We start from the raw sequence: 26,020 nt of genomic DNA, 5'->3' as shown, positions 1-26,020 counted from the left end.
TCGCCGCGGCGCCGCAGGCCATCCGCGTCGTCGAGTTCGACGCGTACAAGGGCGACGTCTTCGAGGGCATCGCCGAGTCCCTCACCTGGCTGCAGGCGAACGACACCGCCGGGGACGCCGCGTGAGCCGTGTCGGGGTCGGCATCATCGGTGCCGGCAACATCTCCACCCAGTACCTCGAGAACCTCACGCAGTTCGCCGACGTCGAGGTCCGCTTCGTCGCCGACGTCCTGACCGACCGTGCCGCCGCCCAGGCGGAGGCCTACGGCGTCGCCGCTTCCGGCACGGTCGAGGAACTCCTCGCCCGCGAGGACATCGCCATCGTGATCAACCTGACGATCCCGGCCGCGCACGCCGAGGTCGACCAGCAGATCATCGACGCCGGCAAGCACGTGTGGAGCGAGAAGCCGATCGCGACCGACCACGACTCGGCCGCTGCCGTGCTCGCGTCGGCGCAGGCGAAGGGCCTCCGCGTCGCGACCGCCCCGGACACCGTGCTCGGCGCCGGGATCCAGACGGCGCTCAGGGCCATCGCCCGCGGTGACATCGGTGAGCCGCTCACCGCGACGACGCTGTTCCACGTGCCCGGACCCGAGGCGTGGCACCCGAACCCGGACTTCCTGTTCGCCACCGGCGCCGGCCCGCTGTTCGACATGGGGCCGTACTACGTCACGACGCTCGTGCACGCCTTCGGCACCGCCAGCCGCGTGCAGGCCGTGTCGTCGAAGTCGCTCGACCGCCGCACGATCGCGTCGGGTGACCGCGCCGGTGAGACGTTCCCCGTCGAGGTCCCCACCCACCACGCCGCGCTCATCGAATTCGCCGGCGGGCAGTCCGCCCAGTCGACGTTCTCGTTCCAGCACGCGCTGCCGCGGATGGGCTTCGTCGAGATCAACGGCACGCTCGGCACGATCTCGCTCCCGGACCCGAACACGTTCGAGGGGTCCTCGCAGCTCTGGCGCTACGGCCAGGAGGAGCCCGAGACGCTCGAGGCCGTCGGCTCCACCTGGGGCCGTGGCACCGGTGTCGTCGAGCTCGCCCGCGCCGTCGCCGAGGACCGCCCGGAGCGCGCCTCCGGTGCCGTCGCGCTGCACGTCCTCGACGTGCTGCTCGGCATCCGTGACGCCGCCGAGTCGGGGTCGGCCGTCGAGATCACGTCGTCCGTCGACGCGGTCCCGCCGCTGCCGGAGGACTTCGACCCGGCCGCCGCGGTCCTCACCGCGTAGCACCACCGCTCCTCGACGCCAACGGCCGGCTCCCTCCGGGGGCCGGCCGTTCCGCGTTCCACGGCCCGTCGACCCGGAGCAGGACGACCGCCGTCGAAACCGGTCAGCGCGGTGCCTGCTCCTCCGCGCCACCCGCGGGCACGATCCGCTCGAGCAGGCGCAGCACCCGCTCCCCGTCGACGGCGTCCGGGTCGAGCAGCCACTGCACCTGCAGCCCGTCCGAGGCCGCGATGCTCAGGCTCGCCAGGTCCTCGGGGTCGAGGTCGTCGCGGATCCGGCCGGCGGCCTGGTCCCGGCGGATCAGCTCACTCAGGTCGGCGCGTAACCGGGTGAACCGGTCACGCATGAACTCGCGCGTGGTCGGGTGCCCTTCCTGCACGGCGTCGGCGGAGAGGGTCGTGTAGAGCTGCACGAGTCCGGGGACGGCTCGGTTGCGGGCGGCGCTCTCCCGCATGTCGCCGATCGCGGACTTCATCCGTTCCGGAGCACCCTGCTCGCGGACCTCGTGCTCGCGGTAGACGGCGAGGAGCAGGTCGTCGCGGCTCGGGAAGTAGTGCCGGAGCGCCGCGTGCGTGATGCCGAGGGCGTCCGCCACGGACCGGAGCGAGGACGCGTCGACGCCCTGTTCCGCGACCATCCGGATCATCTCGTCCAGGATCTGCGCACGTCGCTCGGTGCCCTTGCGGTACCCGCCGCGGCGCGGCGGAGCCGCGTCGTCCTCGTCGGCGGGGTGGGTCATCCTGCCAACTTACCGCTGGAAGGTTTTCGCGGCCAGTGCCGGTCGGGAGGCCCGGATCACCACGCGTGCCGGGCCTCCCGTCCTGTGCGTGTCAGGAGCCGTCGTCCGCCGTCGGGTCCGGCAGGGAGCGGACGGCGACCCCGTCGACCGTGTACTCGTCCACCGGTCTCGGCGCACCCGCGTCGAGCGCTGCCGTGATCTGACCGAGGCACCGGGTCAGGACCTCGTTGTCCTCGGCGGAGAGGTGGTCGATGACCTCGACGACCGCCTGGTGGAAGGTCTCGTACGACACGTCGATCTTGCGCGCCGCCTGCACGGTCGGCTCGAGCACCTGTGCACGACGGTCGGTCGGGTGTGGCGACCGGACGAGGTCGCCCTTCTCGACGAGCCCGTCGACGATCTTCGTCACCGAGGCGTTCGACACCCCGAGCATGACGGCGAGGTCCTTCGGTCCCATGCTCCGGCCGTCGCGGTGCGCCTGGAGCATGTAGCGGACGGTGAGGAACTCGTTCTTCGTCAGGCCACTCTCGACCCGCGCGCGTTCGAGCTGGTCCTCCTCCGCGTGCTGGAGGCGGAGGAGCGCGTCGACGGCGGTCTTCGCGGACCGGGTGCGCGGCTCACGGGCGTAGAGGTGGACGTGTTCACGTCGGACGACGGTCAACGGCATGGGTCGTGGTCTCCCTCACCCACTCGGGCGGTCGTGCTGGTGCTCCGTGCTCGGCTCAGGCGGCCGGTGCGACGAAGAAGTCGGCGTACGAGACCTCCGAGCGGCGGGACAGCAGCGACGGGTCCTGGATCCGTCGGGCGACGTAGGCCTCGATGACGGCCGGGTCCGTCAGGCCCACGCGCGGGTGGGAGCCGCCGAAGCGAGTGTCGAGTGACGTGGTGTGGTACGTGCTCTGCATGATGGCGCCTTCCTCGTCGAGAGACTGCTGTCCGTTCGGACGAGGAAACTCTTTCACACCGTGAACTATGTGGTCAACGAACTTTTCGACTCGTTGTACATTTCGCGCGCCGAACCACCAGGCGGCCTGGTGGAACGACACGAGCCCCTCCTCGTGGTGAGGAGGGGCTCGTGCGTGGACCGGGGTCGGACTACTCCTTGTTGAGCTTGTCCTGCACCGTGCCGGCGATCTTCTCGATCGTGTTCGGCAGCTCGGTCGTGCCGTAGAAGCGCGAGTCCGGGTGCGTGGGCGGCGGCATCGGCGACGACGTGGTGGGGCCGTCGTGGTACGAGTACTCGCCCTTGCCGTCGAACGAGGGGCCGCTCGCCCAGGGGCCGTTCTTCGCCTCGGCCCCGTCGGAGAAGTTGAGGTACTGGTAGTTGACCTCCTGGTTCTCCTTGTGCTGCGGGAAGTTGCTCGGCACCGGCATGGTCTCGAGACCGGACTCCCGGAGTTCCGCAGCCGCGGTCGCCCACATGTTCTGGTGCATGGTGTCGCGGGCGATGAGGAACTTCAGCAGGTCCCGCACGCCGTGGTCGTCGGTCATGTGGTAGAGCCGGGCAGCCTGGACGCGGCCCTGCATCTCGGCGTTCTCGTTCGCCGTGAAGTCGGCGAGCAGGTTGCCGCTGGCGGTGATGTACGAGCCCTGCCAGGGGTTGCCCATGCTGTCGACCGGGCGCGCACCGGCGCCGGCGACGATCGCGTGCTGGATGTCGGTGCCGCCGAGGACCGCGGCGACCGTCGGGTCGTCCTGCACCGCGTCGCCCGTGATGCCGAGCGGGGCCTTCTCGAGCAGCTGCGCGATCATCGTCGCGAGCATCTCGACGTGGCCCATCTCCTCCGCGCCGATGCCGAACACCATGTCGCGGTACTTGCCCGGGATGTGCATGTTCCACGCCTGGAACTGGTACTGCATCGCGACGGAAATCTCGCCGTACTGGCCTCCGAGCACCTCCTGGAGCTTGCGGGCGTAGACCGCGTCGGGCTTGTCGGGGGGTGGACTTGAACTGGAGCTCTTGCTTGTGGAAGTACAAATCGTTCTCCTGTTTCTGTGTCGGTTCTGGTGGGCGGTCAGAGGATCGGCGTGCCGCCGGTGACGGCGATCCGCGCACCGGAGACGTAGCTGCCGTCGTCGCTCGCGAGCAGGACGTACACCGGGGCGAGCTCCGCCGGCTGTCCGGCGCGACCGAGGGGCGTCTGCTTGCCGAACTGCTCGACCTGCTCGGGCGGCATGGTCGCCGGGATGAGCGGCGTCCAGATCGGCCCCGGGGCGACGCTGTTCACGCGGATGCCGCGCTCCCCGACGAGCTGCGCGAGCGCGGCCGAGAAGTTCGCGATGCCGGCCTTCGTCACGTCGTACGGCAGGAGGGTCGGCACCGGGTTGTCGGAGTTGACCGAACTGGACCCGATGATCGAGGCACCCGCGGTCATGTGCGGGAGTGCCGCCTTCACGAGGTGGAAGTACGCGCTGAGGTTCGTCGCGAGGGTGTGGTCCCACTCCTCGTCGGAGATCTCCTCGAGCGTCTCGTGGGTCATCTGGTACGCCGCGTTGTTGACGAGCACGTCGATGCCGCCGAGTTCGGACACCGCGGTCTCGATGATGCTCCGGCAGTACGCCGGGTCGCTCACGTCGCCGGGGAACAGCACGGCCTTCCGGCCCGCTTCCTCGATCCAGTGCTTGGTCTCCTGCGCGTCCTCTTCCTCCTCCGGCAGGTAGGAGATGAGGACGTCCGCTCCTTCACGGGCGTAGGCGATCGCGACCGCCTTGCCGATGCCGCTGTCCCCGCCGGTGATGACGGCGCGCTTGCCCGTGAGCTTGCCCGAGCCGGTGTAGCTCGTCTCACCGTGGTCCGGCTTCGGCGTCATCGCCTGCTCGGAACCCGGAGGTTGCTGTTGCTGATCGCTCATGTCGCTCCCTCGTGACGGATGTGGTTCGTCGTACGAGGGCGATGGTCGGCCGGGCTCGCTGTGTGCCCGTCAAGAGTGTTCAGATCACGCGGCCGGGGCAGCGGTCAGTACAGCGTGGAGATCCCCCCGCGCGTCCCCCGCGCCGAGGGTGCGCTGTGCGACGTCGCACGTCGTCGCCGACGACTTCATGACCTGGCCGGTCGCCTGGTCCACGTGCCCCAGGCCGTACGCGTGCCCCCACTCGTGGGTGGCGACACCGCGGAAGTCGTACCGGTTGCCGGAGCAGGTCGCGGTGGAGGCCCAGAGGTACCGGGTCGAGTACCGCTGGTCCATCTCGACCGCGACACCGGACCGGGACCAGACGCAGGTGACGCCGAGGGTGCCGGTCGGGAGCGCGCCCCACCCGGTGACGCTGTAGCGGTTCGCCGCACCGCAGCCACCCTGGTCCGTGAGCGCCGGTGCCTGCTTCGCCGTCCCGAGGTACTGCTCGGCCGCCGTCGAGGTCACGGTCCGCCCGCACGAGGTGATCGACCCCGTCCACGCGTCGGCACCAGCCCGGAGCGCCGACACGTTCGACGCCTTCGCGTTCGCGGGGTTGTACCGCCACTCGATCGCCCCAGCCCAATGGTGCCCGGTGAGCGAGTACGCAGTGCTGCCACAGCTCGCCGTGGCACCCGCACCCGTGGTCACCGCACCCGGCGCGGCCACCGTCGCGCCCAGCACCCGACGCTGCAGTGCCGCGCGTTCACGGGTCACGGCGGCCGGCGAACCCGACCAGGCCCCCCTCGGTCCGCACCGCGACGCCGGCGGCGCCCGCGTTCGCGACGACCAGGTCGCCGGGGTCCTCGGCGCCCGCGACGACCACCGGGGCGACGGTCAGGGTCGTGCCCGGCGCGGGGACGACCACCGTCCGGCCGTCCGGCAGCGCGAGCGTGGTGCCCGGGTCGACCGTGCACCCGGTCGCCAGGTCGGCCGTCGACAGCGTCGCGCCGGAACACACCGCCGCCGCACCCGCCGCACTGGCCGGTACCGCGGCGAACCCGGTCATGGTGATCGCCAGTGTGGCCACGATCGCGGCCGTCGTCGTCCGACGCATGCTGCTGCCCCTCGTCCCGCGCCGGCACCCCTGATCGACACCCGCGACCCCGACAGTGTGCGGAACGGGCACGAACCAGGTCAACCACCCCTGCGGGGGGACGACGGCACCGTCCGCGCATCCGCAGGACGGACGTGCGGCGGCGGTCGGACGCGGCCGGGCCTCCCGTCCGTACCGGCCTCCCGTCCGTCCGCGGGCACCGCGGCGTAGCGTCACGCTCGTGGACCTCCAACTGCAGGACCGGGTCGCCCTCGTCGTCGGCGGCGCCGGGTACATCGGCTCAGCCGTCGCCGACCGTCTCCGTCGTGAAGGTGCGACGGTGGTCGTCGCCTCGCGCACCACAACGGACGGCGTGACGGTGGACACCACGGACCAGACCTCCGTCGACACCGCCGTCGCCACGGTGCTCGAGCAGCACGGCCGCATCGACGTCCTCGTCGTGACGGCGGCACCGGCCGCCGGCACCCTCGACCCGGAGCGACGCTCGGACCCCGACCAGGTGGCGTCCGCGATCGACGGCAAGGCCCTCGGCTTCCTCCGCGTCGCGAACGCCGTCCTGCCCCTGCAGCGGGCCGCGGGCTTCGGCCGGGTCGTCGTCGTCAGCGGACAGAACGCCTACCTGACCGGCAACATCACGACCTCGCTCCGGAACGCCGCGACGAACGTCATCGCGAAGAACCTGGCCGACGAGCTCGCCGGCACCGGCGTCACGGTGAACGTCGTCAACCCAGGCGCGGTCACCGACACCCCGAGCGCGGAGGTCCGGCCGGGTGCCGGTGGTGCGTCCAGCCCGCAGCAGATCGCGGACCTCGTCGCCTTCCTGTCGTCCCCGCTGTCGGTCGTCTCCGGGGGAGTCGATCTCCGTGGCGCACCGTGTCCTCGGGAGCGCCACGGTCTGACCAGGGCTCGCGCGCCCCGGGACCCTGCTGCGCGCTGAAGCCGGCCTGACGAGGCTGAGCGACCGGCCGGACGGGGCTGGCGGGCACGACGAAGGCCCCGGTCTCCCGACCGGGGCCTTCGTCGTGCTGCTCTCCACCGGAGAGCCCTGGTGCGCGAGGGGGGGACTTGAACCCCCCACGCCGTTTCCAGCACACGGACCTGAACCGTGCGCGTCTACCAATTCCGCCACTCGCGCCAGCGACGAGAACACTACCACGCACAGACGGCCCCCGGAGCCAACCACTACCATGCAGTGGTCAGCGACCGAGAACGTGGAGACCATGGGCCTACTGGACAACTTCGAGCGAGGGTTGGAGCGCGCCGTCAACGGTGCATTCGCCAAGACCTTCCGCTCCGGTGTGCAGCCGGTCGAGATCGCTGCGGCCCTCCGACGCGAGCTCGACACCAAGGCGGCCGTCGTCTCGCGCGAGCGCATCCTCGTGCCGAACGAGTTCACGGTGCGCCTGGCTCCGCCGGACCACACGCGCATGAACGACGTCGGACGTCCCCTGATCGACGAGCTCACGCAGCGGGTGCAGCAGCACGCCGTTGCACAGAACTACTCGTTCTCCGGTCCGGTGACGATCCGCCTCCAGCAGGACGGCACGCTGTCGACGGGGATCCTCGAGATCGACTCCACCACCGTGCAGCGCGACGTCGCGTGGGTGGCCGTCCTGGACATCGGCTCCCAGCGGCACCGACTGCACCGCGGACGCACGGTCATCGGGCGCGGCACGGACGCCGACATCACGGTCGCCGACACCGGGACCAGCCGGAAGCACGTCGAGGTGCTGTGGGACGGCAAGCACGCGCAGGTCAACGACCTCGGCTCGACGAACGGGTCGAAGCTGAACGGCGAACGCTTCCAGCAGGCGATCCTCGAGCCGGACTCCACCATCGAGATCGGTCGTACCCGTATGGTGTTCCGGGTGATCCCGGAGAACGACGGAGGTGCGCGATGACCACAGGCCTGACCCTGCTCGTGCTGCGCTTCGCGTTCCTCGCTGTGCTGTGGCTGTTCGTCTTCGTGATCGTCTTCGCGCTCCGGAGCGATCTCTTCGGCCAGCGTGTGCGCGCGATCCCCACCGACCCGAAGGCCGGCCCCTCCGGGCCGACCACGCCGCCGGTGCCCGCCGGGACCGGTGCTGCCGCCGCCCGGAACAGCTCCTCCGCCAGCGCGTTCACCGAGCTGATCGGTCAGACAGGAGGCCCGGTCGCCCCCGCCGCGTCGGTCGCCACCCGCCTCGTCATCACCGAGGGCGCACGCGAGGGCATGGAGATGCCGCTCGGCGGCGGTCCGATCACGATCGGCCGCTCGAGCGAGAGCAACGTCGTGATCCGGGACGACTACACGTCGACCAACCACGCCCGGCTCGACCTGCAGGGCGGGGCATGGGTCCTCACCGACCTCGGGTCGACCAACGGCACCTTCGTCAACGGACAGAAGGTCACTGCCCCCCACCACCGTCGCGGAACGCACCCCGATCACCATCGGGACGACGACGTTCGAGCTGCGGCGGTAGGCCCGGATGCCGGCTCGCACGCTGAGCGCCGCTGTGTCCCACGTGGGGCGCATCCGCGCGAACAACCAGGACTCCGGTTACGCCGGGCAGCACCTGTTCGCGGTGGCCGACGGCATGGGCGGGCACGCCGGCGGTGACGTGGCATCGGCGATCGCGATCCGTCGCATCCGCGAGGTCGACCGCGAGTTCACCTCCGCGCACGACGCCGAGTTCGCCCTGCAGTCCGCCCTGATCGCCGCGAACCAGCTCATCACCGAGACCGTGTTCGAGCACCAGGAGCTCACCGGCATGGGCACCACGGTGAGCGCCATGATCCGCGTCGGCGACCAGCTCGCGATCGCGCACATCGGCGACTCACGGATCTACCGCTGGCGCGACGGCGAACTGCAGCAGATCACGTCCGACCACACCTTCGTGCAGCGGCTCGTCGACAGCGGTCGGATCACGCCCGAGGAAGCCGCCGTGCACCCTCGGCGCTCCGTGCTGATGCGCGTCCTCGGCGACGTCGACGCGGCGCCCGAGGTCGACACGGCGGTCATGGACATCCGCCCCGGCGACCGCTGGCTGCTCTGTTCCGACGGCCTGTCCTCGTACCTGGCCGAGGAGCGCATCCGGCACGCCCTCGCGTCCTCGATGGACGCGAACCAGGTGACGCAGCGCCTCGTCAAGGAGACGCTCGACCACGGCGCGCCCGACAACGTCACCGTCGTCGTGCTCGACGTCACCGACTCCGAGCCCGGCGAGGACGACGACGCGGCCACCACCGTCGGGTCCGCCGCGGCCCCGCTGACGTTCGAGGCGCCCACCGGCCGGAAGCCGATCCGCCTCCCCCACGATCCTGCTGCACCCGCTCAAGGTCTCCACCGCCCCGGAGGACTCGCACTTCGAGCCCGAGTCGGACCAGTACTTCGCCGAGCTCATCGCCGAGGACCGTCGTCGCCGCATCCGCCGTCGCATCTCGTGGTCGGTCGCGCTCGTCGTGGCGGTCCTGGTCCTCGTCGGAGCGGTGTTCATCGGCTACCGCATCGTGCAGGACCACTACTACGTGGGCACCGACGGCGGCTCGGTCGCGATCTACAAGGGCGTCCAGCAGACCATCGGGCCGGTGTCCCTGTCCGAGGTCTACGAGGACACCGACATCGCGATCGCCGAACTCCCCGACTTCACGCGTGACAACGTCCGCTCCACGATCAACGCGACGTCCCTCGACGACGCCCGCGAGATCGTCGAGCGACTGCGCACGGCGGCCGAGACCGGCCAGGACCAGAGCGGCACCGGCGGCTCCGGCGACCGTCCGTCGTCCTCACCTTCGCCCGGCCCGTCGTCGACGCGTAGCCCGTCGCCGTCCCCCTCCCCGTCCAGGAGCGCACGATGAGCGCCACGACCGCACCGTCGCTGACCCAGGCGATCACGATCAAGCTCCGCGAGCCCGCGCGCGCCCGGAACCTCGAACTCGTGCTGCTCGTCATCGCGTGCGGCATCTGCGCCGGCGCGATGGTCCTGGTGCAGCTCGGCACGAAGGGCAGGGTCTTCGACACGTCGGTGTTGTGGACCGGTGCGGCGATCCTCGGGCTCGCCCTCGTGATGCACGTCGTGCTCCGGGTCGTCGCGAAGAACGCCGACCCCTTCGTCCTGCCGGTCGCGCTCGTGCTCAACGGCATCGGGATCGCCGAGATCTACCGGATCGACATCCACAACGGCGACACCGGGTGGGACGCGATCGGTGTCAAGCAGATCGTCTGGACCCTGCTCGCCATGGTGCTCGCCATCGCGACGCTGCTGCTCGTCCGGAACCACCGGTTCCTGCAGCGCTACCGCTACATTTTCATGCTGCTCACCATCGCGCTGCTCCTGCTGCCGATGCTGCCCGGGATCGGGACGAACATCGGCGGGGCCCGCGTCTGGATCCAGATCGGACCGTTCTCGTTCCAGCCCGGCGAGCTCGCGAAGATCACGATGGCCCTGTTCTTCGCCGGTTACCTGGTGACCGCGCGGGACAGCCTGTCGATCGTCGGCAAGAAGTTCCTCGGGATGACCTTCCCGCGGGCCCGTGACCTCGGCCCGATCCTCATCGTCTGGGGCGCCGCCATGAGCGTGCTGGTGTTCCAGCGCGACCTCGGCACGGCGCTGCTCTACTTCGGCCTGTTCCTCGTGATGATCTACGTCGCGACGGCGCGCCTCGGCTGGGTCGTCATCGGGCTCGGGCTGTTCATCGGCGGTGCCCTCGCAGCGGCGAGCGCCCTCGTGTACGTGCAGGGCCGGTTCGAGCAGTGGCTCGACCCGTTCGACCAGCAGATCTTCCTGCGGCAGACCCAGGGCAGCTACCAGCTCGTGCAGGGGCTCTTCGGCTTCGCGAACGGCGGCATCACGGGCACCGGCCTCGGCCAGGGCCGCCCGTACATCACGCCGGTCGCCAACGCCGACTACATCATCGCCTCCCTCGGCGAGGAGCTCGGGCTCATCGGGGTCTTCGCGATCCTCGGGCTCTTCGTGGTCCTCGTCTCCCGCGGCATCCGCGTCGGCTTCATGGCGCAGGACGACTTCGGCAAGCTGCTCGGGATCGGCTTCGGGTTCACGATCGCCCTGCAGGTCTTCGTGGTCGTCGGCGGCATCACCCGGATCATCCCGGTCACCGGCCTCACGACGCCGTTCATGGCGGCCGGTGGTTCGTCCCTCGTGGCGAACTGGATCATCGCGGCGATGCTGCTGCGGCTGACTGACTCCATCCCCGCCGAGCAGCGCATCCAGCAGGGTGCGGTCGCCGAGCGGGGCGACACCGGCCGCCGCCGACCCAGGAAGGAGCGCCGATGAACCGCCAACTCCGCGGCGTCTCGACCGTGATCGTGCTCATGTTCGTGGCCCTGTTCGTGTCGACGACGTCGATCCAGTTCTTCTCGGCGGACTCGCTCCGCGCGGACTCCAGGAACTCTCGAACCATCCTGGACAGTTACTCGACCAGGCGTGGTGCGATCCTGGTCGACGGCAAGCCCATCGCGCAGTCCACCGCGGTCGACGACCAGTACCAGTACCAGCGCGAGTACACCGACGGCGAGCTCTACTCCGCCGTCACCGGGCACTTCACGATCGGCCAGGGCAACACCGGCATCGAGAGCGCCGAGAACGCCGTCCTGTCGGGCAACTCCGACGAGTCCTTCTTCCAGAACCTCAACGCGATCCTGACCGGCCAGGACGTCCGGGGCGACAACGTCAACCTGACGATCGACCCGGACGTGCAGCGGGCCGCGTACGACGCCCTCGGCGCGAACACCGGCGCGGTCGTCGCGATCCAGCCGAAGACCGGCAAGATCCTCGCGATGGTGTCGAAGCCCGGGTACGACCCGAACACGCTGACGTCGCACGACACCGACGAGGTGATCGCGCGGTACCAGGCACTCGAGGCCGACGCGTCCAAGCCGCTGCAGAACCGTGCGATCGCCGGTGACCTGTACACCCCCGGGTCGGTCTTCAAGCTCGTCGTGGCCTCGGCCGCCCTGGCGAGCGGGGACTTCACCCTCGACTCGACGCTGCCGAACCCGTCGACCCTGACGCTCCCGGGCACGAGCTCGCGGATCAACAACGCCGAGGGCGGCAGCTGTGGTGGTGGCGACGAGGTGAAGCTGCGCGTCGCGATCCAGTACTCGTGCAACATCCCCTTCGCGGAACTCGGTCAGAAGCTCGGGTACGACACGATCAAGAAGACCGCCGACGCCTACGGGTTCGGCGACGTCATCGACATCCCGACCTCAGCTACACCGAGCCAGTACCCGGAGCCGGAGTCCACCGCGCAGCTGATGCTCAGCGCGTTCGGCCAGGCCAACGACCGGGTGACCCCGCTGCAGATGGCGATGGTGGCCTCCGGCATCGCGAACGGTGGTCGGGTGATGAAGCCGTCGCTCATCGAGTCGATCGAGACGAGCGACCTGAAGACCGTCGAGTCCTTCACCCCCCCAGCAGTTCAGCGCTCCCCTGTCGTCCGGCCAGGCGGCCGACCTCACCGAGGCGATGCAGAGCGTCGTCGCCGCCGGGACGGGAACGAATGCGAAGATCGACGGGGTCGACGTCGCGGGCAAGACCGGCACCGCCGAGGGCGGCACGGGTGACCCGTACACACTCTGGTTCACGGGCTTCGCCCCGGCGAAGGACCCGGAGGTCGCGGTCGCCGTGGTCGTCGGGAACGGCGGCGGGCTCGGGCAGTCCGGGGTCGGCAACACGGTCGCGGCTCCCGTCGCGAAGAAAGTCATGGAGGCGGTGCTGAACAAATGAGACCCACCAGCGGACTCACCTTCGGTGGGCGGTACCAGCTCTCGTCCCGCGTCGCCATCGGCGGCATGGGAGAGGTGTGGCAGGCGACCGACCTGGTCATCGGTCGCACCGTCGCCCTGAAGATCCTCAAGGACGAGTACCTCGGCGACCCCGGGTTCCTCGAGCGGTTCCGCGCGGAGGCCCGGCACGCCGCACTCGTCAACCACGAGGGCATCGCCAACGTCTTCGACTACGGCGAGGAGGACGGCAGCGCCTACCTCGTGATGGAGCTCGTCCCGGGCGAGGCGCTCTCCACGATGATCGAGCGGGAGCACACCCTCCCGGTGGACAAGGTCCTCGACATCGTCGCGCAGACGGCGAACGCGCTGCAGGCCGCGCACGCGGTCGGACTGGTGCACCGCGACATCAAGCCGGGGAACCTGCTCATCACCCCGGACGGCCGCGTGAAGATCACCGACTTCGGGATCGCCCGCATCGCGGACCAGGTCCCGCTGACGGCCACGGGCCAGGTCATGGGCACGGTCCAGTACCTCTCGCCCGAGCAGGCGAGCGGTCACCCCGCCTCCCCCCCTCGACGGACATCTACTCCCTCGGCATCGTCGCGTACGAGTGCCTGGCCGGACGCCGACCCTTCACGGGCGAGTCGCAGGTCGCGATCGCGATGGCGCACATCAACGAGCAGCCGCCGGCGCTCCCGGGCACGGTCCCGGAGCCGGTGGCGGCACTCGTGATGTCCTGCATCGCGAAGAAGCCCGCCGACCGTCCGGCCACGGCCGCGAACCTCGCGCGCGCCGCCCAGGCCCTCCGTCGCGGTGACGTCGCCGCGGCGACCGTGGCCGTGCCCGCCCTCGCCGGCGCCGGGACCGTCGCCTTCAACCCACCCGCCGGGAACGACGACGCCACGGCCCTGATCGGCACCCAGCCGAACGCCCCCCGTGGTCGGCGGCGCCCCTCGGACGCCCGTCGGGCCGGAGGACGAGGACGACGAGCGGAAGAGCCGCGCCTGGATCTGGTGGGTCATCGCGGCCGTGGTCGTCGCGGCACTCGTCATCGGCGGTGTCGTGTTCGCGAACCGGGACCAGGACGCCGGTCCCGATCCCGACCCGGCCCCGTCATCGGCGCCCAGCCGGACGAGGACACCCAGCCAGGAACCGACCACGGCACCCCAGCCGACCGTGGTGCGGACGACGATCAACCCCGGCGACTACGTCGGACGTCCGACCGCCGAGGTCCGCTCGGAGCTCCAGGGGCTCGGCTTCGACGTGCAGGTGCAGGACGGCGACCCGGCCGCCGCCGCCGAGCAGGCGAACACCGTGCAGTCGATCAGCCCCACCGGGAGCCTCGCCGAGGGCGCGCTCGTGACCCTGCGGGAGTACACCGCACCGCCGTCGGTCAACAAGCCGAACACGCCGAGCGCGGGCGCTGTCTCGGCCACCGGCGCCGTGACGTTCAGCTGGTCCACCGCGACCTGCCCGACCGGGTACACCGTCTCGAAGTACTCCTGGACGGTCTCGGGCGGCAAGGACGGGTCCGGCGCGACGAGCGGCGACACGTCGGAGACGTCCGTCGACATCCAGGCCGACCAGCCCGGCAACGACGTGACGCTGTCGTACACGGTCACCTGTGGCAACCTCGCCGCGTCCAGCAGCTCGGACCCGGCGACGGCCACGTGGGTGCAGCCGCAGGAGCCGACCGACGCGCCGACGCCGACGGCGACGCCGCAGGACTGACGCGACGGAAGAGCCGTTCCGAGGCCCCGACACGATCCGTGTCGGGGCCTCGCCACGTTCCGGTAACGGTTGACTCCGGGAGGCCGCCGGCCAGGGTCTCACCAGAAACCCCTGCCGTACACTTGCCCGGACGGACATTCGGAGGAGTACGTGCCAGAAGGTGTGACCGCGGGGATCACGCTCCTCGCCAACCGCTACGAGATCGGTGAGGTCATCGGTCGAGGGGGGCATGGCCACCGTCCACGTCGGGACCGACACTCGACTGGGTCGGCGGGTCGCCGTGAAGCTGCTCAAGCCGAGCCTGGCCAACGACCCGGCCTTCCGCACGCGGTTCCGGCAGGAGGCCCAGGCGGCTGCCCGCATGGCGCACCCGACCATCGTCCGCGTCTACGACGCCGGCGAGGAGACCGTCCGCGAGTCCACGGGCTCGGAGGTGCAGGTCCCCTTCATCGTCATGGAGTTCGTCGAGGGGCGTCCGCTCAGCGAGATCGTGGCCGAGGGTCCGGTCGTGCAGGAGGAAGCGGCCCGCATCGTCGAGGGCATCCTGACCGCCCTCGAGTTCTCGCACCGGGCCGGCGTCGTCCACCGGGACATCAAGCCCGCGAACGTGATGATCACGCACTCCGGCCAGGTGAAGGTGATGGACTTCGGCATCGCCCGCGCCATCACGGACACGTCGGCCACGGTGGCGCAGACCACGTCGATCCTCGGCACCGCGTCGTACTTCTCACCGGAACAAGCGCGCGGCGAGCTCGTCGACGCCCGGACGGACCTCTACTCGACCGGCATCGTGCTGTTCGAGCTCCTGACCGGCCGGCCGCCGTTCCTCGGGGCCTCACCGGTCGCGGTCGCGTACCAGCACGTCAGCGAGCAGCCGGTCGCGCCGTCGACCATCACGACCACCGTGTCACCGGCGCTCGATGCCGTCACACTGCACGCCCTCGTGAAGGACCGCACCCGACGCTTCCAGAACGCGGCGGAGTTCCGTCGCGACCTGCAGCAGGCGGCCGCTGGTCACGTGCCCACCTCGTCGAAGAAGCTCGCCGCGGCCGCGGCCGACGACGCCTCCCTGCTGTTCGGGGTCAACCCGCGAGCGGCGGCCACCGCCGACGTGGCGTTCCGTGAGCTCGACGAGACGCAGGAACGGCCGCCCCAGCGCACCCAGAACCGCCCGCCGGTGGCGTGGATCTGGCTCGGCATCCTCCTGACGATCGCCGTCATCGCAGCGGTCGCGTACTTCGTCGTGAACCTCGAGCCGGGCAAGCCCCCCGGTCAGCTCCTCGATCAAGGTGCCGTCCGTCGCCGGGCAGACCTACAAGGACGCGCGCCAACGACTCCTCACGCGCGGGTTGACACCGGTGGGTGTCGGGGAGTCCTCCGACGACGTCCCCAAGAACGACGTCATCCGGTCGGAGCCCGGATCGGGGACGTCGGTCGCCCGCAAGCAGGAGGTCCGCGTCGTGTACTCGACCGGCCCCGAGGAGGTCACCGTCCCGGACGTCGGCTCGGCCGCGCAGGACGCCGCGACGGAGCAGCTCGAGGACGCCGGGTTCGTGGTCGGTGCCGTCACCTCCGACTACTCGGCCACGATCCCCGAAGGCACCGTCATGAGCACGGACCCGGCTTCCGGCGGCACGCTCCCGAAGGGCTCGGTCATCGACCTGGTCGTGTCGAACGGCAAGGTCCAGCTCCCCGACGTGACCCAGCAGCCGTTCACCACGGCCGACTCGACCCTGCGCGGCCTCGGCCTCACGGTGCAGGGGTCGCCCACGAACGTCTGCGCGGGCAACACCGTCACGCAGCAGAGCGTCCCGCGCGGCGACGTCCCACAGGGCAGCACGGTCGTCCTGACGTACTGCGCGGCGTCCGTCCAGCCCACCCGTCGGCCGGACGTACCCGCGGCACCGTCGGGCGGGGACGACGGTGGGAACGGCGCCGGGTTCCAGGGCGACGACGACGGGGACGACTGACCGCCCGGTCTGACTAGCGGCCCGTGATGAGCGGTCCGAGCCCGGCTGCACGCTCCGCTGCGCCGCCGAGGCCGGTCGTCTCGAGCCAGTTGCCCACCATGCGGTAGCCGCCCTCGGTGAGCACCGACTCCGGGTGGAACTGCACGCCGTACACCGGGGCGCCGCGGTGCTGCACGCCCATGATGACGCCGCCGGCGGTCCGTGCCGTCACGGTCAACTCGTCCGGGACGGTGCCGTCGACGATGGCCAGCGAGTGGTACCGAGTCGCGGTGAAGGGGTGCGGGACACCCGAGAACAGCACGCTGTCGTCGTGGTCCACCTGCGAGGTCTTGCCGTGCATGAGCTCCTCGGCGTGGGTGACGGTCGCTCCGAGCGCCTCCGCGATGGCCTGGTGCCCGAGGCACACGCCGAGCAGGGGCTTGTCGGCGGCGATGGCCGCACGGACGGTCGGGATCGAGACGCCCGCGTCCGCCGGGGTGCCAGGGCCGGGCGACAGCAGGACGCCGTCGTACTCGGCGATCCGGTCCGCGATCTCGTCCTCCGGGAAGGCGTCGTTGCGCACCACGTCGGTGTCGGCACCGAGCTGCTGGACGTAGCCGTTGAGGGTGTACACGAAGCTGTCGTAGTTGTCGACGACGAGGATCTTGGTCATGGGCCGTTCACCGTACTCGTGGGGGATGTGAGCAGCCTCCGTCGGCCCGCGCTCACGCCTGGTGACGGTAGGATACCGGCCATGGCCATGGACAAGGACCGCACCAAGCCCGCCCGGACGACCCGAGCCGACTCGGTGGACACCGCGGGGGGACCAGCCCAACCCCGTGTGGTTCAAGCCGGTCATGTTCGGCTTCATGCTCATCGGCCTCGCGTGGGTGATCGTCTTCTACGTCTCCGGCGGCACGCTCCCGGTCCCGACGCTGAACTCCTGGAACATCCTCATCGGCTTCGGCATCATGTTCGTCGGCTTCCTGATGACCACGCGGTGGCGCTGAGCGCCACTGCCCGATCGACGCCCGTCGCACCCGCTGGTGCGGCGGGCGTCGTCGTTTCTCCACAAGCTCGTCGCTCTTCACGCGCCGGACGGGAGGCTCGGCAGTGCTTCTCCACAGATCAGCCGGTTCTCCACACATCGCTCCACACCCCCGTCAGGGAGTTGTCCACAGCCTCTTCCACAGTGGGGATAATCACACCGCTGTAACTCACTGGTTTGTCCACACCTGTGGAGAAGTCCTGCGGATGGTGTGGACAACCGCGGCATCCCGTCCCTCCGCAGAAGTGCGCCGGGCAGGACAGCCGGCAGCGAACGTGAGAACGCCCCGTCGCTGAGGCGACGGGGCGTTCTCGAGATGGTGCCGAGCTGTCTCAGGCGGAGGTGAGTGCGTACCCGACGAAGCAGAGCGCGATGGCGACCACGGCCTCCAGGCCGAGCAGGGTGGCCTGCAGCCCACGCTGGCGCACGTTCCGCGTCCGCGCGAAGACGAACCCGGTGACGAAGCCCGCCAGGACGCCGCCGACGTGCGCCTGCCAGGAGATGTTGGTCCCGGGCAGGAACCCGATCACCAGGTTCAGGCCGATGATCACGAGCAACTGGACCGCGTTGTTGCCCAGGCTGCGCTGCAGGACGAAGAACGCCGCGAACAGTCCGAAGACGGCGCCCGACGCCCCGACCACCCAGGTGCCGGGAGCCAGGAACGTCACGAGCATCGACCCGGCGATCCCGGAGATGACGTACAGCGCCAGGAACCGCCACGTGCCGAGCATGTTCTCGAGCATCCGTCCGAAGATGAACAGCGCCCACATGTTGAACAGGATGTGGAAGACACCCGAGTGCACGAACAGCACAGTGACGATGCGCCACGGCTGCGTCGGCAGGAGCGCCGAGTTGTACGCGAGCCACTGCGCCAGGAAGCCCCCCGGACAGCCGGTCGAGCAACCAGACGACCACCGAGACGGCGATCAGGACGACCGTCGCCTTCTGGTCGAGCATCGCGAAGCGGCGCCGCGCGACGGTCAGGCTGCTCGGGCCGGAAGCCCGACGGTTCTCCGTGAACTTCGCCCGCTGCTCACGGACGCACTCGGGGCAGTGCACCCCGACCGCCGCCGGCGTCTGGCACTCCGGGCAGATGGTCCGCCCGCAGCGCTGGCAGAGCACGAAGCTCTGCCGATCGGGATGCCGGTAGCAGGTGTTCGACGACGCCGAGGTGGGATCGGTCACTCGGGTCAGACGTCCTCGACGTCGATGCTCTGGATGACGACGTCCTCGACCGGCTTGTCGCGGCCGTCCGTCTGGACGCCCTCGATCGTGTCGACGACCGCGCGGGACTCGTCGTCCGCGACCTCGCCGAAGATGGTGTGCTTGCCCTGGAGCCACGGGGTCGCCACCGTGGTGATGAAGAACTGCGAACCGTTGGTGCCACGGCCGCCCTGGATGCCGGCGTTCGCCATGGCGAAGATGTAGGGGTTCTGGAACGTGAGCTCGGGGGGAGATCTCGTCGTCGAAGCGGTACCCGGGGCCACCGATGCCCTGGCCGAGCGGGTCGCCGCCCTGGATCATGAAGTCCTTGATGATGCGGTGGAAGACGACACCGTCGTAGAGCTTGTCGGTCGACACCTTGCCGGTGCCGGGGTGTGTCCACTCCTGCGTACCGGTCGCGAGACCGACGAAGTTCTGGACGGTCTTCGGTGCGTGGTTGCCGAAGAGGTTGACGCGGATGTCGCCCTTGTTGGTGTGGATCGTTGCGACAGCGGTGTGCAGAGACATGACCCGATTCTCGCATGTGCCGCTGGATGTGCACGGGACGCACAGCCGGTGATCTGTGACCTGTCAGGCGTCCTGGTGGCAGGATGGGGGGCACGTCGACCCATGGAGGTACCGAATGTCGATCGAGATCCCGCGCAAGCGTCGGAAGCAGATCAAGAAGCTCAAGGGCAAGACCGCCACGCTCCTCGGTGAGCAGCGGAAGGTCCTGGAGCACGCGAACGCGATCCTGGCCGAAGCTCGTGGCCACGCCGCAGATGCTGCCCGGAAGGACCTCGCTCCCCGCGTCCAGAACGCCATCGACAACGGGCTCCGTCCCGCGGTGGCCACCGGTGTGCACGCCGCGACCTCTGCAGCGCAGAGTGCCTCGCACCGGTTCCAGTCGGAGGTCGTGCCCGGCCTCATCTCGACCGCGGGCTCCGTGCTCAGCGTCGGCGACCTGGCGAAGGACCCGCGCGTGCAGAAGATCGTGCAGGAAGCACAGAAGCGCGGCGGGAAGTTCCTCAAGCAGGCTCCCGTCCCGCAGAAGAAGGGCATCGGGTTCGGTGGGGTCGCCCTCATCGTCGTCGGTGTCGTCGCGGTCGCGGGCGCTGCCTACGCCGCGTACCAGACGCTCCGTGCGGACGACGACCTCTGGGTTGCCGACGATGCGGACAACGCGGGCAAGCCCGCCGCCTGACCTCCTGGTTCGTTCGAAGGGCCCCGGCACTGCGCCGGGGCCCTTCGTCGTTCCCGGAGGCCCGGGCGCCCTGCGCCGTCCGGTCCCTGCCCCACCCCGACCCGGCCCGAGGTCGCACGACTCGCCGCCGCCCCAACGTCGAGGTTCCACAATTAGCGCACCTCGAGCGCCGAGAGCAGCACATTTCGGAACCTCGACGGACAGCGCGCGGCACGTCGTGCAACCTCGCTGCGACCGCCGAGGTGACCCCGCGAGGACCGATGCCCGAGCGAGCACGGCCACATCAGAGCACCCTGACCCGCGTCATGTCGGAGCTCGAGGTCCCGCAGCACGCCGTGACCCGATCGTGGAGGTTCCACAATTCGCGCATCTCGAGCGCCGAGAGCAGCACATTGCGGAACCTCGACGGACAGCGCGCGGCGCGGCGCGGCGCGGCACGGCAGGACGCAGGAGCAGCGGCGCCGATCGGCACGACGACCGACCGCGGCGGAGCGAGGGACGAGCGGAGCAGAGCTCACGCAGAGGGAGTGGAGCCTAGGAGATTCGAACTCCTGACATCTGCCTTGCAAAGGCAGCGCTCTACCAACTGAGCTAAGGCCCCGGAGCGACCAGACCGGTCGCGACGTCGAGACTTCCGACGCGGGAGTTGAGTTGTGGTGGGGCTACAAGGACTTGAACCTTGGACCTCTTCGTTATCAGCGAAGCGCTCTAACCGCCTGAGCTATAGCCCCTCAGACCGGATGAAAGCCTACCCCACGATCACGCTGGAGCGAAATCGAGGCGTTGGGCGCCACCCGGACCGGGTCAGTTGTTGGTGAAGCCCACGAGCACGCCGCCCGTGATCCGCACGCTGAGGTTGTACAGGACGCTGACGATCGCGCCGAGCACGGTCCCGACCACGACGTTGAGGATGCCGACGACGACCGAGAAGCCGAGGACCTGGCCCAGCGAGAACTGGTCCATGATCGAGTAGCTGTTCTGCCCCGTGACGTCCTTCAGCAGGCTGTCGATCTGCTCGAACACCCCGGTCTGGTTCAGGATGATCCACACCAGCGCCGTGGCCACGACGATCACGATCGAGCCGGCCAGGGCGATGAGGAAGGAGAGCTTCACCATCGACCAGAAGTCGACGTAGACCAGACGGAGTCGCACCTGACGAGTGCCGACGGGCCGCTTCGCCTTCCGCTGGAGCTTCTCGGCGACACTACTCATTGCTTGACTCGTCCTCTCCGGCCTCGGCAGGCTCGGCGTCGGTGGGCAGTGCGTCCGCGGAGACTTCCTCCACGAGCTCTGCGTCGGCGGCGTCGGCGACCGCGTCGTCCGGGCTGACGGTCTCGACCGGGCCGGCGGGCTCGATCTCGGCGTCCTCCTGGTCGTCCAGGTTCCGCTCACTGTTCCGGGCCACGGCGATGATCCGGTCGTTCTCCGCGAACCTCGCGAAGACGACCCCCATCGTGTCGCGTCCCTTGGCGGGGACCTCGGCCACGGCAGACCTTACCACCTTGCCCGATTGCAGCACGACGAGCACCTCGTCGTCCGCACCGACGATGAGCGCGCCGACCAGGTCGCCGCGATCGGCCGCCAGACGGGCGACCTTGATGCCGAGTCCGCCGCGTCCCTGGATGCGGTACTGGTCGACGGACGTGCGCTTGGCGTAGCCGCCCTCGGTCATCACCCAGACGAAACCGTCGTCCGAGACGACCGAGGCCGAGAGCAGGGTGTCGTCGCCGCGGAAGGACATGCCCTTCACGCCGGACGTCGACCGGCCCATCGGCCGGAGTGCGTCGTTCGTGGCGGTGAAGCGGAGCGACATGCCGTGCCGGGACACGAGCAGCAGGTCGTCGTGCTCGTCGACGAGGAGCGCCGAGCGGAGCTTGTCGCCCTCGCGCAGGTTGATCGCGATGATGCCGCCGGTGCGGTTCGTGTCGTACTCGGTGAGCGCGGTCTTCTTCACGAGACCCTGCTCGGTGGCGAGGACGAGGTACTGCGCCGCCTCGTAGTCGCGGATGTCGAGCACCTGCTGGATCTGCTCGTCCGGCTGCATGGCGAGGAGGTTCGCCGAGTGCTGGCCCTTGGCGTCCCGCCCGGCCTCCTGCAGCTCGTACGCCTTCGCCCGGTAGACGCGACCCTGGTCGGTGAGGAACAGCAACCAGTGGTGGGTCGTCGTGACGAAGAAGTGCTCGACGACGTCGTCCGCGCGGAGCTGGGCGCCGCGGACACCACGGCCACCGCGGTGCTGCGAGCGGTACTGGTCGCTCCGCGTGCGCTTGACGTACCCGCCGCGGGTGATGGTGACGACGACCTCTTCCTCGGGGATCAGGTCTTCCATGCTCATGTCGCCGTCGAAGCCGAGCATGATCTCGGTCCGACGGTCGTCACCGAAGCGGTCGACGATCTCGGTGAGTTCGTCGATGATGATCGAGCGCTGGCGCTCCGGGCGGGCGAGGATGTCCTCGAAGTCGGCGATCTTGAGCTCGAGCGCCTCGGCCTCCTCGTGGATCTTCTGACGCTCGAGTGCGGCCAGACGACGCAGCTGGAGTTCGAGGATCGCGCGGGCCTGGATCTCGTCGACGGACAGCAGCTCCATCAGGCCGTTGCGGGCCTCCTCGACGTCTGGCGACCGACGGATGAGGGCGATGACCTCGTCGAGGGCATCGAGCGCCGCGAGGTACCCGCGCAGGATGTGCGCTCGCTTCTCGGCCTCGCGCAGGCGGAACCGGGTCCGCCGGACGATGACCTCGATCTGGTGGTCGACCCAGGCGGAGATGAACCCGTCGAGCGCCAATGTGCGGGGCACGCCGTCGACGATCGCGAGCATGTTCGCGCCGAAGTTCTCCTGCAGCTGCGTGTGCTTGTACAGGTTGTTGAGCACGACCTTGGCGACCGCGTCACGCTTCAGCACGATGACCAGGCGCTGCCCGGTGCGGCCGGAGGTCTCGTCACGGATGTCGGCGACGCCGGCGAGACGGCCGTCCTTGACGAGCTCGGCGATCTTGATCGCGAGGTTGTCGGGGTTGACCTGGTACGGCAGTTTGGTGACGACGAGGCAGGTGCGGCCCTGGATCTCCTCGACGTTGACGACCGCCCGCATCGTGATCGATCCGCGACCGGTCCGGTAGGCGTCGACGATGCCCCGGGTGCCGAGGATCTGCGCGCCGGTCGGGAAGTCGGGACCCTTGATGCGCTGCATGAGCGCCTCGAGGAGTTCCTCGCGCGAGGCGTCCGGGTGCTCGAGCGCCCACACCGCGCCGGCGGCGACCTCGCGCAGGTTGTGCGGCGGGATGTTCGTGGCCATACCGACCGCGATGCCGACCGAGCCGTTGACGAGCAGGTTCGGGAAGCGCGACGGCAGGATGGACGGCTCCTGCGTGCGACCGTCGTAGTTGTCCTGGAAGTCGACGGTCTCTTCCTCGATGTCCCGCACCATCTCGAGCGCGAGCGGGGCCATCTTGGTCTCGGTGTACCGCGGGGCCGCGGCGCCGTCGTTGCCCGGGGACCCGAAGTTGCCCTGACCGAGCGCGAGCGGGTACCGGAGCGACCACGGCTGCACCAGTCGGACGAGTGCGTCGTAGATGGCGCTGTCACCGTGCGGGTGGAACTGGCCCATCACGTCGCCGACCACGCGCGAGCACTTCGAGAAGGCCCGGTCCGGTCGGTAACCACCGTCGTACATCGCGTAGATCACGCGGCGGTGAACGGGCTTCAGGCCGTCGCGGACCTCCGGCAGGGCGCGTCCGACGATGACGGACATCGCGTAGTCGAGGTACGAGCGCTGCATCTCGAGCTGCAGGTCCACCTGCGAGATGCGGTCACCGGAGACGACGATGTCCCCGCTCGAGCCGTGCACGATCTCGGGCTCGTCGGCGCCGTTCTCGTTGTCGTCAGCCATGTGCTTGCGTTGCCTTCCTTGACAGCCTGGAGGCTCGTCGTCCGTTGGTCACGCCGGGCGCGACCACGAGGTGTCGGGACGGGTCGACGCGGCGTCCGCCGCGTCTCCCGGCCTAGATGTCCAAGAAGCGGACGTCCTTCGCGTTCTGCTGGATGAACTGGCGACGGGACTCGACGTCCTCGCCCATCAGCGTCGCGAAGACGCTGTCCACCGCGGCGGCGTCCTCGAGCGTGACCTGCAGGAGCGTGCGGGTGTCCGGGTTCATCGTGGTGTCCCAGAGCTCCTTGTAGTCCATCTCGCCGAGGCCCTTGTAGCGCTGGATCCCGTTGTCCTTCGGGATGCGCTTGCCTGCGGCGATGCCGGACTGCAGCATCGCGTCGCGCTCCCGGTCGCTGAACACGTACTGGTCCGCGGCGTTCGACCACTTCAGGCGGTACAGCGGCGGCTGCGCGAGGTACACGTAGCCGCGCTCGATGAGCGGACGCATGTAGCGGAAGAGGAGCGTGAGCAGCAGCGTGGTGATGTGCTGGCCGTCGACGTCGGCATCGGCCATCAGCACGATCTTGTGGTACCGGGCCTTGTCCGGGTCGAAGTCCTCGCCGATGCCGGCACCGAACGCCGTGATCATCGACTGGATCTCCTGGTTGGCGAGGGCTCGGTCCAGGCGGGCCTTCTCGACGTTGAGGATCTTGCCGCGCAGCGGCAGGATCGCCTGCGTCATCGGGTTCCGACCCTGCACGGCGGAACCGCCGGCGGAGTCACCCTCGACCATGAAGATCTCCGACAGCGTCGGGTCCTTCGACTGGCAGTCCTTGAGCTTGCCCGGCATGCCGCCGGACTCCAAGAGGCCCTTGCGGCGGGTGGTCTCGCGGGCCTTGCGGGCGGCGAGACGCGCCTGGGAGGCCTGGATCGCCTTGCGGACCACGTCGCGCGCCTGCGACGGGTTGCTCTCGAACCAGTGCACGAGTTCCGTGCCGACCACGCGCTGGACGAAGGACTTCGCCTCGGTGTTGCCGAGCTTGGTCTTCGTCTGGCCCTCGAACTGCGGTTCGCCGAGCTTCACGGAGATGACGGCGGTCAGGCCCTCGCGGATGTCGTCACCCGTGAGGTTGTCGTCCTTCTCCTTGATGATCTTCGTCTCGCGCGCGTAGCGGTTCACGAGGGTCGTCAGCGCAGCGCGGAAGCCCTCCTCGTGCGTGCCGCCCTCGTGCGTGTTGATCGTGTTCGCGAAGGTGTGGACGCTCTCCTGGTACGAGGTGTTCCACTGCATCGCGACCTCGAGCGCGATCTTGCGCTCCGGGTCCTCGGCCTCGAACCCGATGACGTCGGGGTGCACGAGGTCGGCCTTCTTCTGCGCGTTGAGGTACTCGACGTAGTCGGCGAGACCGCGCTCGTAGCGGAAGGAGTCCTTGCGCGCCTCTTCGCCCTCGGCCGGCGTCCGCTCGTCCACGAGGGTGATGCGCAGGCCCTTGTTGAGGAAGGCCATCTGCTGGAACCGGGTACGGAGGGTCTCGTAGTCGAACTCCACCGACTCGAAGATCTCGGCGTTCGGCCAGAACGTGATGGTCGTGCCCGTCACGTCGGAGGCCTCGTCCTGCGAGAGCGGCGCGACCGGCACCCCGTCCGTGTAGCTCTGCCGCCAGACGTGGCCCTGCCGACGGACCTCGACGTCGAGTTCGCTGGACAGGGCGTTGACGACGGAGGACCCGACACCGTGCAGCCCACCGGAGACGGCGTACCCGCCACCGCCGAACTTGCCGCCGGCGTGCAGGACGGTCAGGACGAGCTGGACGGTCGAGATGCCCTCGTTGGGGTGGATGTCGACCGGGATGCCACGGCCGTTGTCGACCACGCGGACGCCACCGTCTTCGCGGATGGTGACGTCGATCGTGTCGCAGTACCCGGCCAGGGCTTCGTCGACGGAGTTGTCGACGATCTCCTGCACCAGGTGGTGGAGACCACGCGGACCGGTCGACCCGATGTACATGCCCGGGCGCTTCCGGACGGCCTCGAGCCCCTCGAGCACCTGGATCTGGTCTGCGCCGTACGATGGTTCGCTCTGCGGGGCCTGCGGCTGGGCCTCGTCGTTCTGCGGGTCTCGCTGGTCGTCGTCAGATTCAGATGTCATGTCGGGAGTGCTCCTGCCTGCGCGCGGAACACCCGCACACTGCACGTCCCAGTCTACCGCAGGGAGGGCTCCGTCCGGGGGCCGTACGCCTCGCAGAGCGACGAATCTCAGACGGATGGATGATTTCGTCTGGTCAGCCGTAGGTATCGCGGGGGGCCGCGCCCCTGGACCGACCTGAGGCCGCGTTTCCATGTGGGGGGCGTCCGGGCCGGAAACCCGGATCGACTCGACG

Annotated in this window: 22 protein-coding genes, 3 tRNA genes and 5 pseudogenes; 14 read left to right on the top strand and 16 right to left on the bottom strand. The window is 69.6% G+C overall.

Annotated features, from left to right (window positions below; translation table 11 throughout):
- Positions 1 to 121 precede the first annotated feature (121 nt).
- Positions 122 to 1,225, top strand: coding sequence for a Gfo/Idh/MocA family protein (locus DEJ15_RS02310; protein ID WP_110825749.1), 1,104 nt, complete (start codon positions 122 to 124; stop codon positions 1,223 to 1,225).
- 103 nt (positions 1,226 to 1,328) lie between these two features.
- Here the strand turns inward: DEJ15_RS02310 and DEJ15_RS02305 are convergent, their stop codons facing one another.
- From DEJ15_RS02305 to DEJ15_RS02275, 7 genes and pseudogenes are all read right to left on the bottom strand, one after another.
- Positions 1,329 to 1,964, bottom strand: coding sequence for a TetR/AcrR family transcriptional regulator (locus DEJ15_RS02305; protein ID WP_110825750.1), 636 nt, complete (start codon positions 1,962 to 1,964; stop codon positions 1,329 to 1,331).
- 91 nt (positions 1,965 to 2,055) lie between these two features.
- A complete protein-coding gene (locus DEJ15_RS02300) occupies positions 2,056 to 2,631 on the bottom strand; it encodes a MarR family winged helix-turn-helix transcriptional regulator (RefSeq protein WP_110825751.1) in 576 nt (191 codons plus the stop codon).
- A gap of 55 nt (positions 2,632 to 2,686) precedes the next feature.
- A complete protein-coding gene (locus tag DEJ15_RS02295) occupies positions 2,687 to 2,869 on the bottom strand; it encodes a hypothetical protein (RefSeq protein ID WP_110825752.1) in 183 nt (60 codons plus the stop codon).
- A gap of 190 nt (positions 2,870 to 3,059) precedes the next feature.
- A pseudogene (locus tag DEJ15_RS02290) lies at positions 3,060 to 3,942 on the bottom strand (manganese catalase).
- A gap of 37 nt (positions 3,943 to 3,979) precedes the next feature.
- Positions 3,980 to 4,816, bottom strand: coding sequence for an SDR family oxidoreductase (locus tag DEJ15_RS02285; RefSeq protein WP_110825754.1), 837 nt, complete (start codon positions 4,814 to 4,816; stop codon positions 3,980 to 3,982).
- 84 nt (positions 4,817 to 4,900) lie between these two features.
- Positions 4,901 to 5,572, bottom strand: a complete 672-nt coding sequence (locus tag DEJ15_RS02280) for a zinc metalloprotease (protein ID WP_284175535.1) — start codon at positions 5,570 to 5,572, stop codon at positions 4,901 to 4,903.
- Positions 5,562 to 5,912, bottom strand: a complete 351-nt coding sequence (locus DEJ15_RS02275; RefSeq protein ID WP_284175534.1) for a hypothetical protein — start codon at positions 5,910 to 5,912, stop codon at positions 5,562 to 5,564. The genes DEJ15_RS02280 and DEJ15_RS02275 overlap by 11 nt, the downstream gene beginning before the upstream one ends.
- A gap of 220 nt (positions 5,913 to 6,132) precedes the next feature.
- Here DEJ15_RS02275 and DEJ15_RS02270 point away from each other — a divergent pair, with 220 nt between their 5' ends.
- A complete protein-coding gene (locus DEJ15_RS02270; protein ID WP_284175533.1) occupies positions 6,133 to 6,849 on the top strand; it encodes an SDR family NAD(P)-dependent oxidoreductase in 717 nt (238 codons plus the stop codon).
- A gap of 109 nt (positions 6,850 to 6,958) precedes the next feature.
- Here the strand turns inward: DEJ15_RS02270 and DEJ15_RS02265 are convergent.
- Positions 6,959 to 7,047, bottom strand: a tRNA-Leu gene (locus DEJ15_RS02265).
- An 85-nt stretch (positions 7,048 to 7,132) separates the two neighbouring features.
- Here DEJ15_RS02265 and DEJ15_RS02260 point away from each other — a divergent pair.
- The 10 genes and pseudogenes from DEJ15_RS02260 to DEJ15_RS17445 all read left to right on the top strand — a co-directional run bounded on the left by DEJ15_RS02260 (position 7,133) and on the right by DEJ15_RS17445 (position 16,337).
- The gene (locus DEJ15_RS02260) at positions 7,133 to 7,813 is read left to right on the top strand and encodes an FHA domain-containing protein (protein ID WP_110825816.1); all 681 of its coding nucleotides are present in this window, start codon (positions 7,133 to 7,135) and stop codon (positions 7,811 to 7,813) included.
- Positions 7,810 to 8,374 (top strand): annotated as a pseudogene (locus DEJ15_RS02255) (FHA domain-containing protein FhaB/FipA). The gene DEJ15_RS02260 and the pseudogene DEJ15_RS02255 overlap by 4 nt, the downstream one beginning before the upstream one ends.
- 42 nt (positions 8,375 to 8,416) lie before the next feature.
- A complete protein-coding gene (locus DEJ15_RS02250; RefSeq protein ID WP_349814785.1) occupies positions 8,417 to 9,547 on the top strand; it encodes a Stp1/IreP family PP2C-type Ser/Thr phosphatase in 1,131 nt (376 codons plus the stop codon).
- Positions 9,480 to 9,749, top strand: a complete 270-nt coding sequence (locus DEJ15_RS17460; RefSeq protein ID WP_349814784.1) for a hypothetical protein — start codon at positions 9,480 to 9,482, stop codon at positions 9,747 to 9,749. Before DEJ15_RS02250 ends, DEJ15_RS17460 begins: the two co-directional genes overlap by 68 nt.
- A complete protein-coding gene (locus DEJ15_RS02245; protein WP_110825759.1) occupies positions 9,746 to 11,185 on the top strand; it encodes an FtsW/RodA/SpoVE family cell cycle protein in 1,440 nt (479 codons plus the stop codon). The genes DEJ15_RS17460 and DEJ15_RS02245 overlap by 4 nt, the downstream gene beginning before the upstream one ends.
- Positions 11,182 to 12,637 (top strand): annotated as a pseudogene (locus DEJ15_RS02240) (peptidoglycan D,D-transpeptidase FtsI family protein). Before DEJ15_RS02245 ends, DEJ15_RS02240 begins: the two are co-directional and overlap by 4 nt.
- Positions 12,634 to 13,368 carry a serine/threonine-protein kinase gene (locus tag DEJ15_RS02235; RefSeq protein WP_349814783.1) on the top strand — a complete coding sequence of 245 codons (735 nt, stop codon included), beginning with the start codon at positions 12,634 to 12,636 and terminating at the stop codon, positions 13,366 to 13,368. Before DEJ15_RS02240 ends, DEJ15_RS02235 begins: the two are co-directional and overlap by 4 nt.
- Positions 13,251 to 14,576: a serine/threonine-protein kinase gene (locus DEJ15_RS17455; RefSeq protein ID WP_349814925.1), complete on the top strand. Its 1,326-nt coding sequence runs from the start codon at positions 13,251 to 13,253 to the stop codon at positions 14,574 to 14,576. Before DEJ15_RS02235 ends, DEJ15_RS17455 begins: the two co-directional genes overlap by 118 nt.
- Positions 14,577 to 14,596: 20 nt before the next feature.
- Positions 14,597 to 15,178 (top strand): annotated as a pseudogene (locus DEJ15_RS17450) (protein kinase domain-containing protein); the annotation flags it as partial.
- Between the two features lie 478 nt (positions 15,179 to 15,656).
- Positions 15,657 to 16,337, top strand: coding sequence for a PASTA domain-containing protein (locus DEJ15_RS17445; RefSeq protein WP_349814924.1), 681 nt, complete (start codon positions 15,657 to 15,659; stop codon positions 16,335 to 16,337).
- A gap of 13 nt (positions 16,338 to 16,350) precedes the next feature.
- On the opposite strand, the gene DEJ15_RS02220 is transcribed toward DEJ15_RS17445, so the two are convergent.
- Complete coding sequence (locus DEJ15_RS02220; protein WP_110825763.1) at positions 16,351 to 16,989, bottom strand: anthranilate synthase component II; 639 nt, start codon at positions 16,987 to 16,989, stop codon at positions 16,351 to 16,353.
- A 166-nt stretch (positions 16,990 to 17,155) separates the two neighbouring features.
- Here DEJ15_RS02220 and DEJ15_RS02215 point away from each other — a divergent pair, with 166 nt between their 5' ends.
- A complete protein-coding gene (locus tag DEJ15_RS02215; protein ID WP_502866142.1) occupies positions 17,156 to 17,326 on the top strand; it encodes a cell division protein CrgA in 171 nt (56 codons plus the stop codon).
- 370 nt (positions 17,327 to 17,696) lie between these two features.
- Here the strand turns inward: DEJ15_RS02215 and DEJ15_RS02210 are convergent, their stop codons facing one another.
- Positions 17,697 to 18,176, bottom strand: coding sequence for a rhomboid family intramembrane serine protease (locus DEJ15_RS02210; protein WP_284175532.1), 480 nt, complete (start codon positions 18,174 to 18,176; stop codon positions 17,697 to 17,699).
- Between the two features lie 378 nt (positions 18,177 to 18,554).
- A pseudogene (locus tag DEJ15_RS02205) lies at positions 18,555 to 19,095 on the bottom strand (peptidylprolyl isomerase).
- Positions 19,096 to 19,210: 115 nt separating this feature from the next.
- Between DEJ15_RS02205 and DEJ15_RS02200 the strand changes: the two are divergent.
- Entirely contained in the window at positions 19,211 to 19,771 is a 561-nt protein-coding gene (locus DEJ15_RS02200) for a hypothetical protein (RefSeq protein ID WP_110825767.1), read from the top strand.
- Positions 19,772 to 20,299: 528 nt separating this feature from the next.
- Here DEJ15_RS02200 and DEJ15_RS02195 read toward each other — a convergent pair.
- From DEJ15_RS02195 to gyrB, 5 genes are all read right to left on the bottom strand, one after another.
- A tRNA-Ala gene (locus tag DEJ15_RS02195) sits at positions 20,300 to 20,372 on the bottom strand.
- A gap of 53 nt (positions 20,373 to 20,425) precedes the next feature.
- Positions 20,426 to 20,502 (bottom strand) — tRNA-Ile (locus DEJ15_RS02190).
- A gap of 73 nt (positions 20,503 to 20,575) precedes the next feature.
- Positions 20,576 to 20,983 (bottom strand): DUF3566 domain-containing protein, encoded by a 408-nt coding sequence (locus tag DEJ15_RS02185; RefSeq protein WP_110825768.1) that lies wholly within the window; start codon positions 20,981 to 20,983, stop codon positions 20,576 to 20,578.
- A complete protein-coding gene (gene gyrA / locus DEJ15_RS02180; RefSeq protein WP_181419480.1) occupies positions 20,976 to 23,660 on the bottom strand; it encodes a DNA gyrase subunit A in 2,685 nt (894 codons plus the stop codon). Before gyrA ends, DEJ15_RS02185 begins: the two co-directional genes overlap by 8 nt.
- A 112-nt stretch (positions 23,661 to 23,772) precedes the next feature.
- Positions 23,773 to 25,788, bottom strand: a complete 2,016-nt coding sequence (gene gyrB / locus DEJ15_RS02175) for a DNA topoisomerase (ATP-hydrolyzing) subunit B (RefSeq protein WP_110825769.1) — start codon at positions 25,786 to 25,788, stop codon at positions 23,773 to 23,775.
- Between the last annotated feature and the right edge of the window lie 232 nt (positions 25,789 to 26,020).

Source organism: Curtobacterium sp. MCJR17_043 (assembly GCF_003224315.2).
GTDB lineage: Bacteria > Actinomycetota > Actinomycetes > Actinomycetales > Microbacteriaceae > Curtobacterium.
Note: the sequence above shows the minus strand (reverse complement) of the source record. Positions and strands in the feature narration are given on the sequence as shown.

What these genes read in the sequence shown, in the direction of transcription:
- DEJ15_RS02275 (WP_284175534.1), bottom strand. Translation starts at nt 5,912, where the DNA reads ATGCGTCGGACGACGACGGCCGCGATCGTGGCCACACTGGCGATCACC.
- DEJ15_RS02200 (WP_110825767.1), top strand. Translation starts at nt 19,211, where the DNA reads ATGTCGATCGAGATCCCGCGCAAGCGTCGGAAGCAGATCAAGAAGCTC.
- DEJ15_RS02220 (WP_110825763.1), bottom strand. Translation starts at nt 16,989, where the DNA reads ATGACCAAGATCCTCGTCGTCGACAACTACGACAGCTTCGTGTACACC.
- DEJ15_RS02285 (WP_110825754.1), bottom strand. Translation starts at nt 4,816, where the DNA reads ATGAGCGATCAGCAACAGCAACCTCCGGGTTCCGAGCAGGCGATGACG.
- gyrA (WP_181419480.1), bottom strand. Translation starts at nt 23,660, where the DNA reads ATGGCTGACGACAACGAGAACGGCGCCGACGAGCCCGAGATCGTGCAC.
- DEJ15_RS02300 (WP_110825751.1), bottom strand. Translation starts at nt 2,631, where the DNA reads ATGCCGTTGACCGTCGTCCGACGTGAACACGTCCACCTCTACGCCCGT.
- DEJ15_RS02235 (WP_349814783.1), top strand. Translation starts at nt 12,634, where the DNA reads ATGAGACCCACCAGCGGACTCACCTTCGGTGGGCGGTACCAGCTCTCG.
- DEJ15_RS02260 (WP_110825816.1), top strand. Translation starts at nt 7,133, where the DNA reads ATGGGCCTACTGGACAACTTCGAGCGAGGGTTGGAGCGCGCCGTCAAC.
- DEJ15_RS02245 (WP_110825759.1), top strand. Translation starts at nt 9,746, where the DNA reads ATGAGCGCCACGACCGCACCGTCGCTGACCCAGGCGATCACGATCAAG.
- DEJ15_RS02295 (WP_110825752.1), bottom strand. Translation starts at nt 2,869, where the DNA reads ATGCAGAGCACGTACCACACCACGTCACTCGACACTCGCTTCGGCGGC.
- DEJ15_RS02305 (WP_110825750.1), bottom strand. Translation starts at nt 1,964, where the DNA reads ATGACCCACCCCGCCGACGAGGACGACGCGGCTCCGCCGCGCCGCGGC.
- gyrB (WP_110825769.1), bottom strand. Translation starts at nt 25,788, where the DNA reads ATGACATCTGAATCTGACGACGACCAGCGAGACCCGCAGAACGACGAG.
- DEJ15_RS02185 (WP_110825768.1), bottom strand. Translation starts at nt 20,983, where the DNA reads ATGAGTAGTGTCGCCGAGAAGCTCCAGCGGAAGGCGAAGCGGCCCGTC.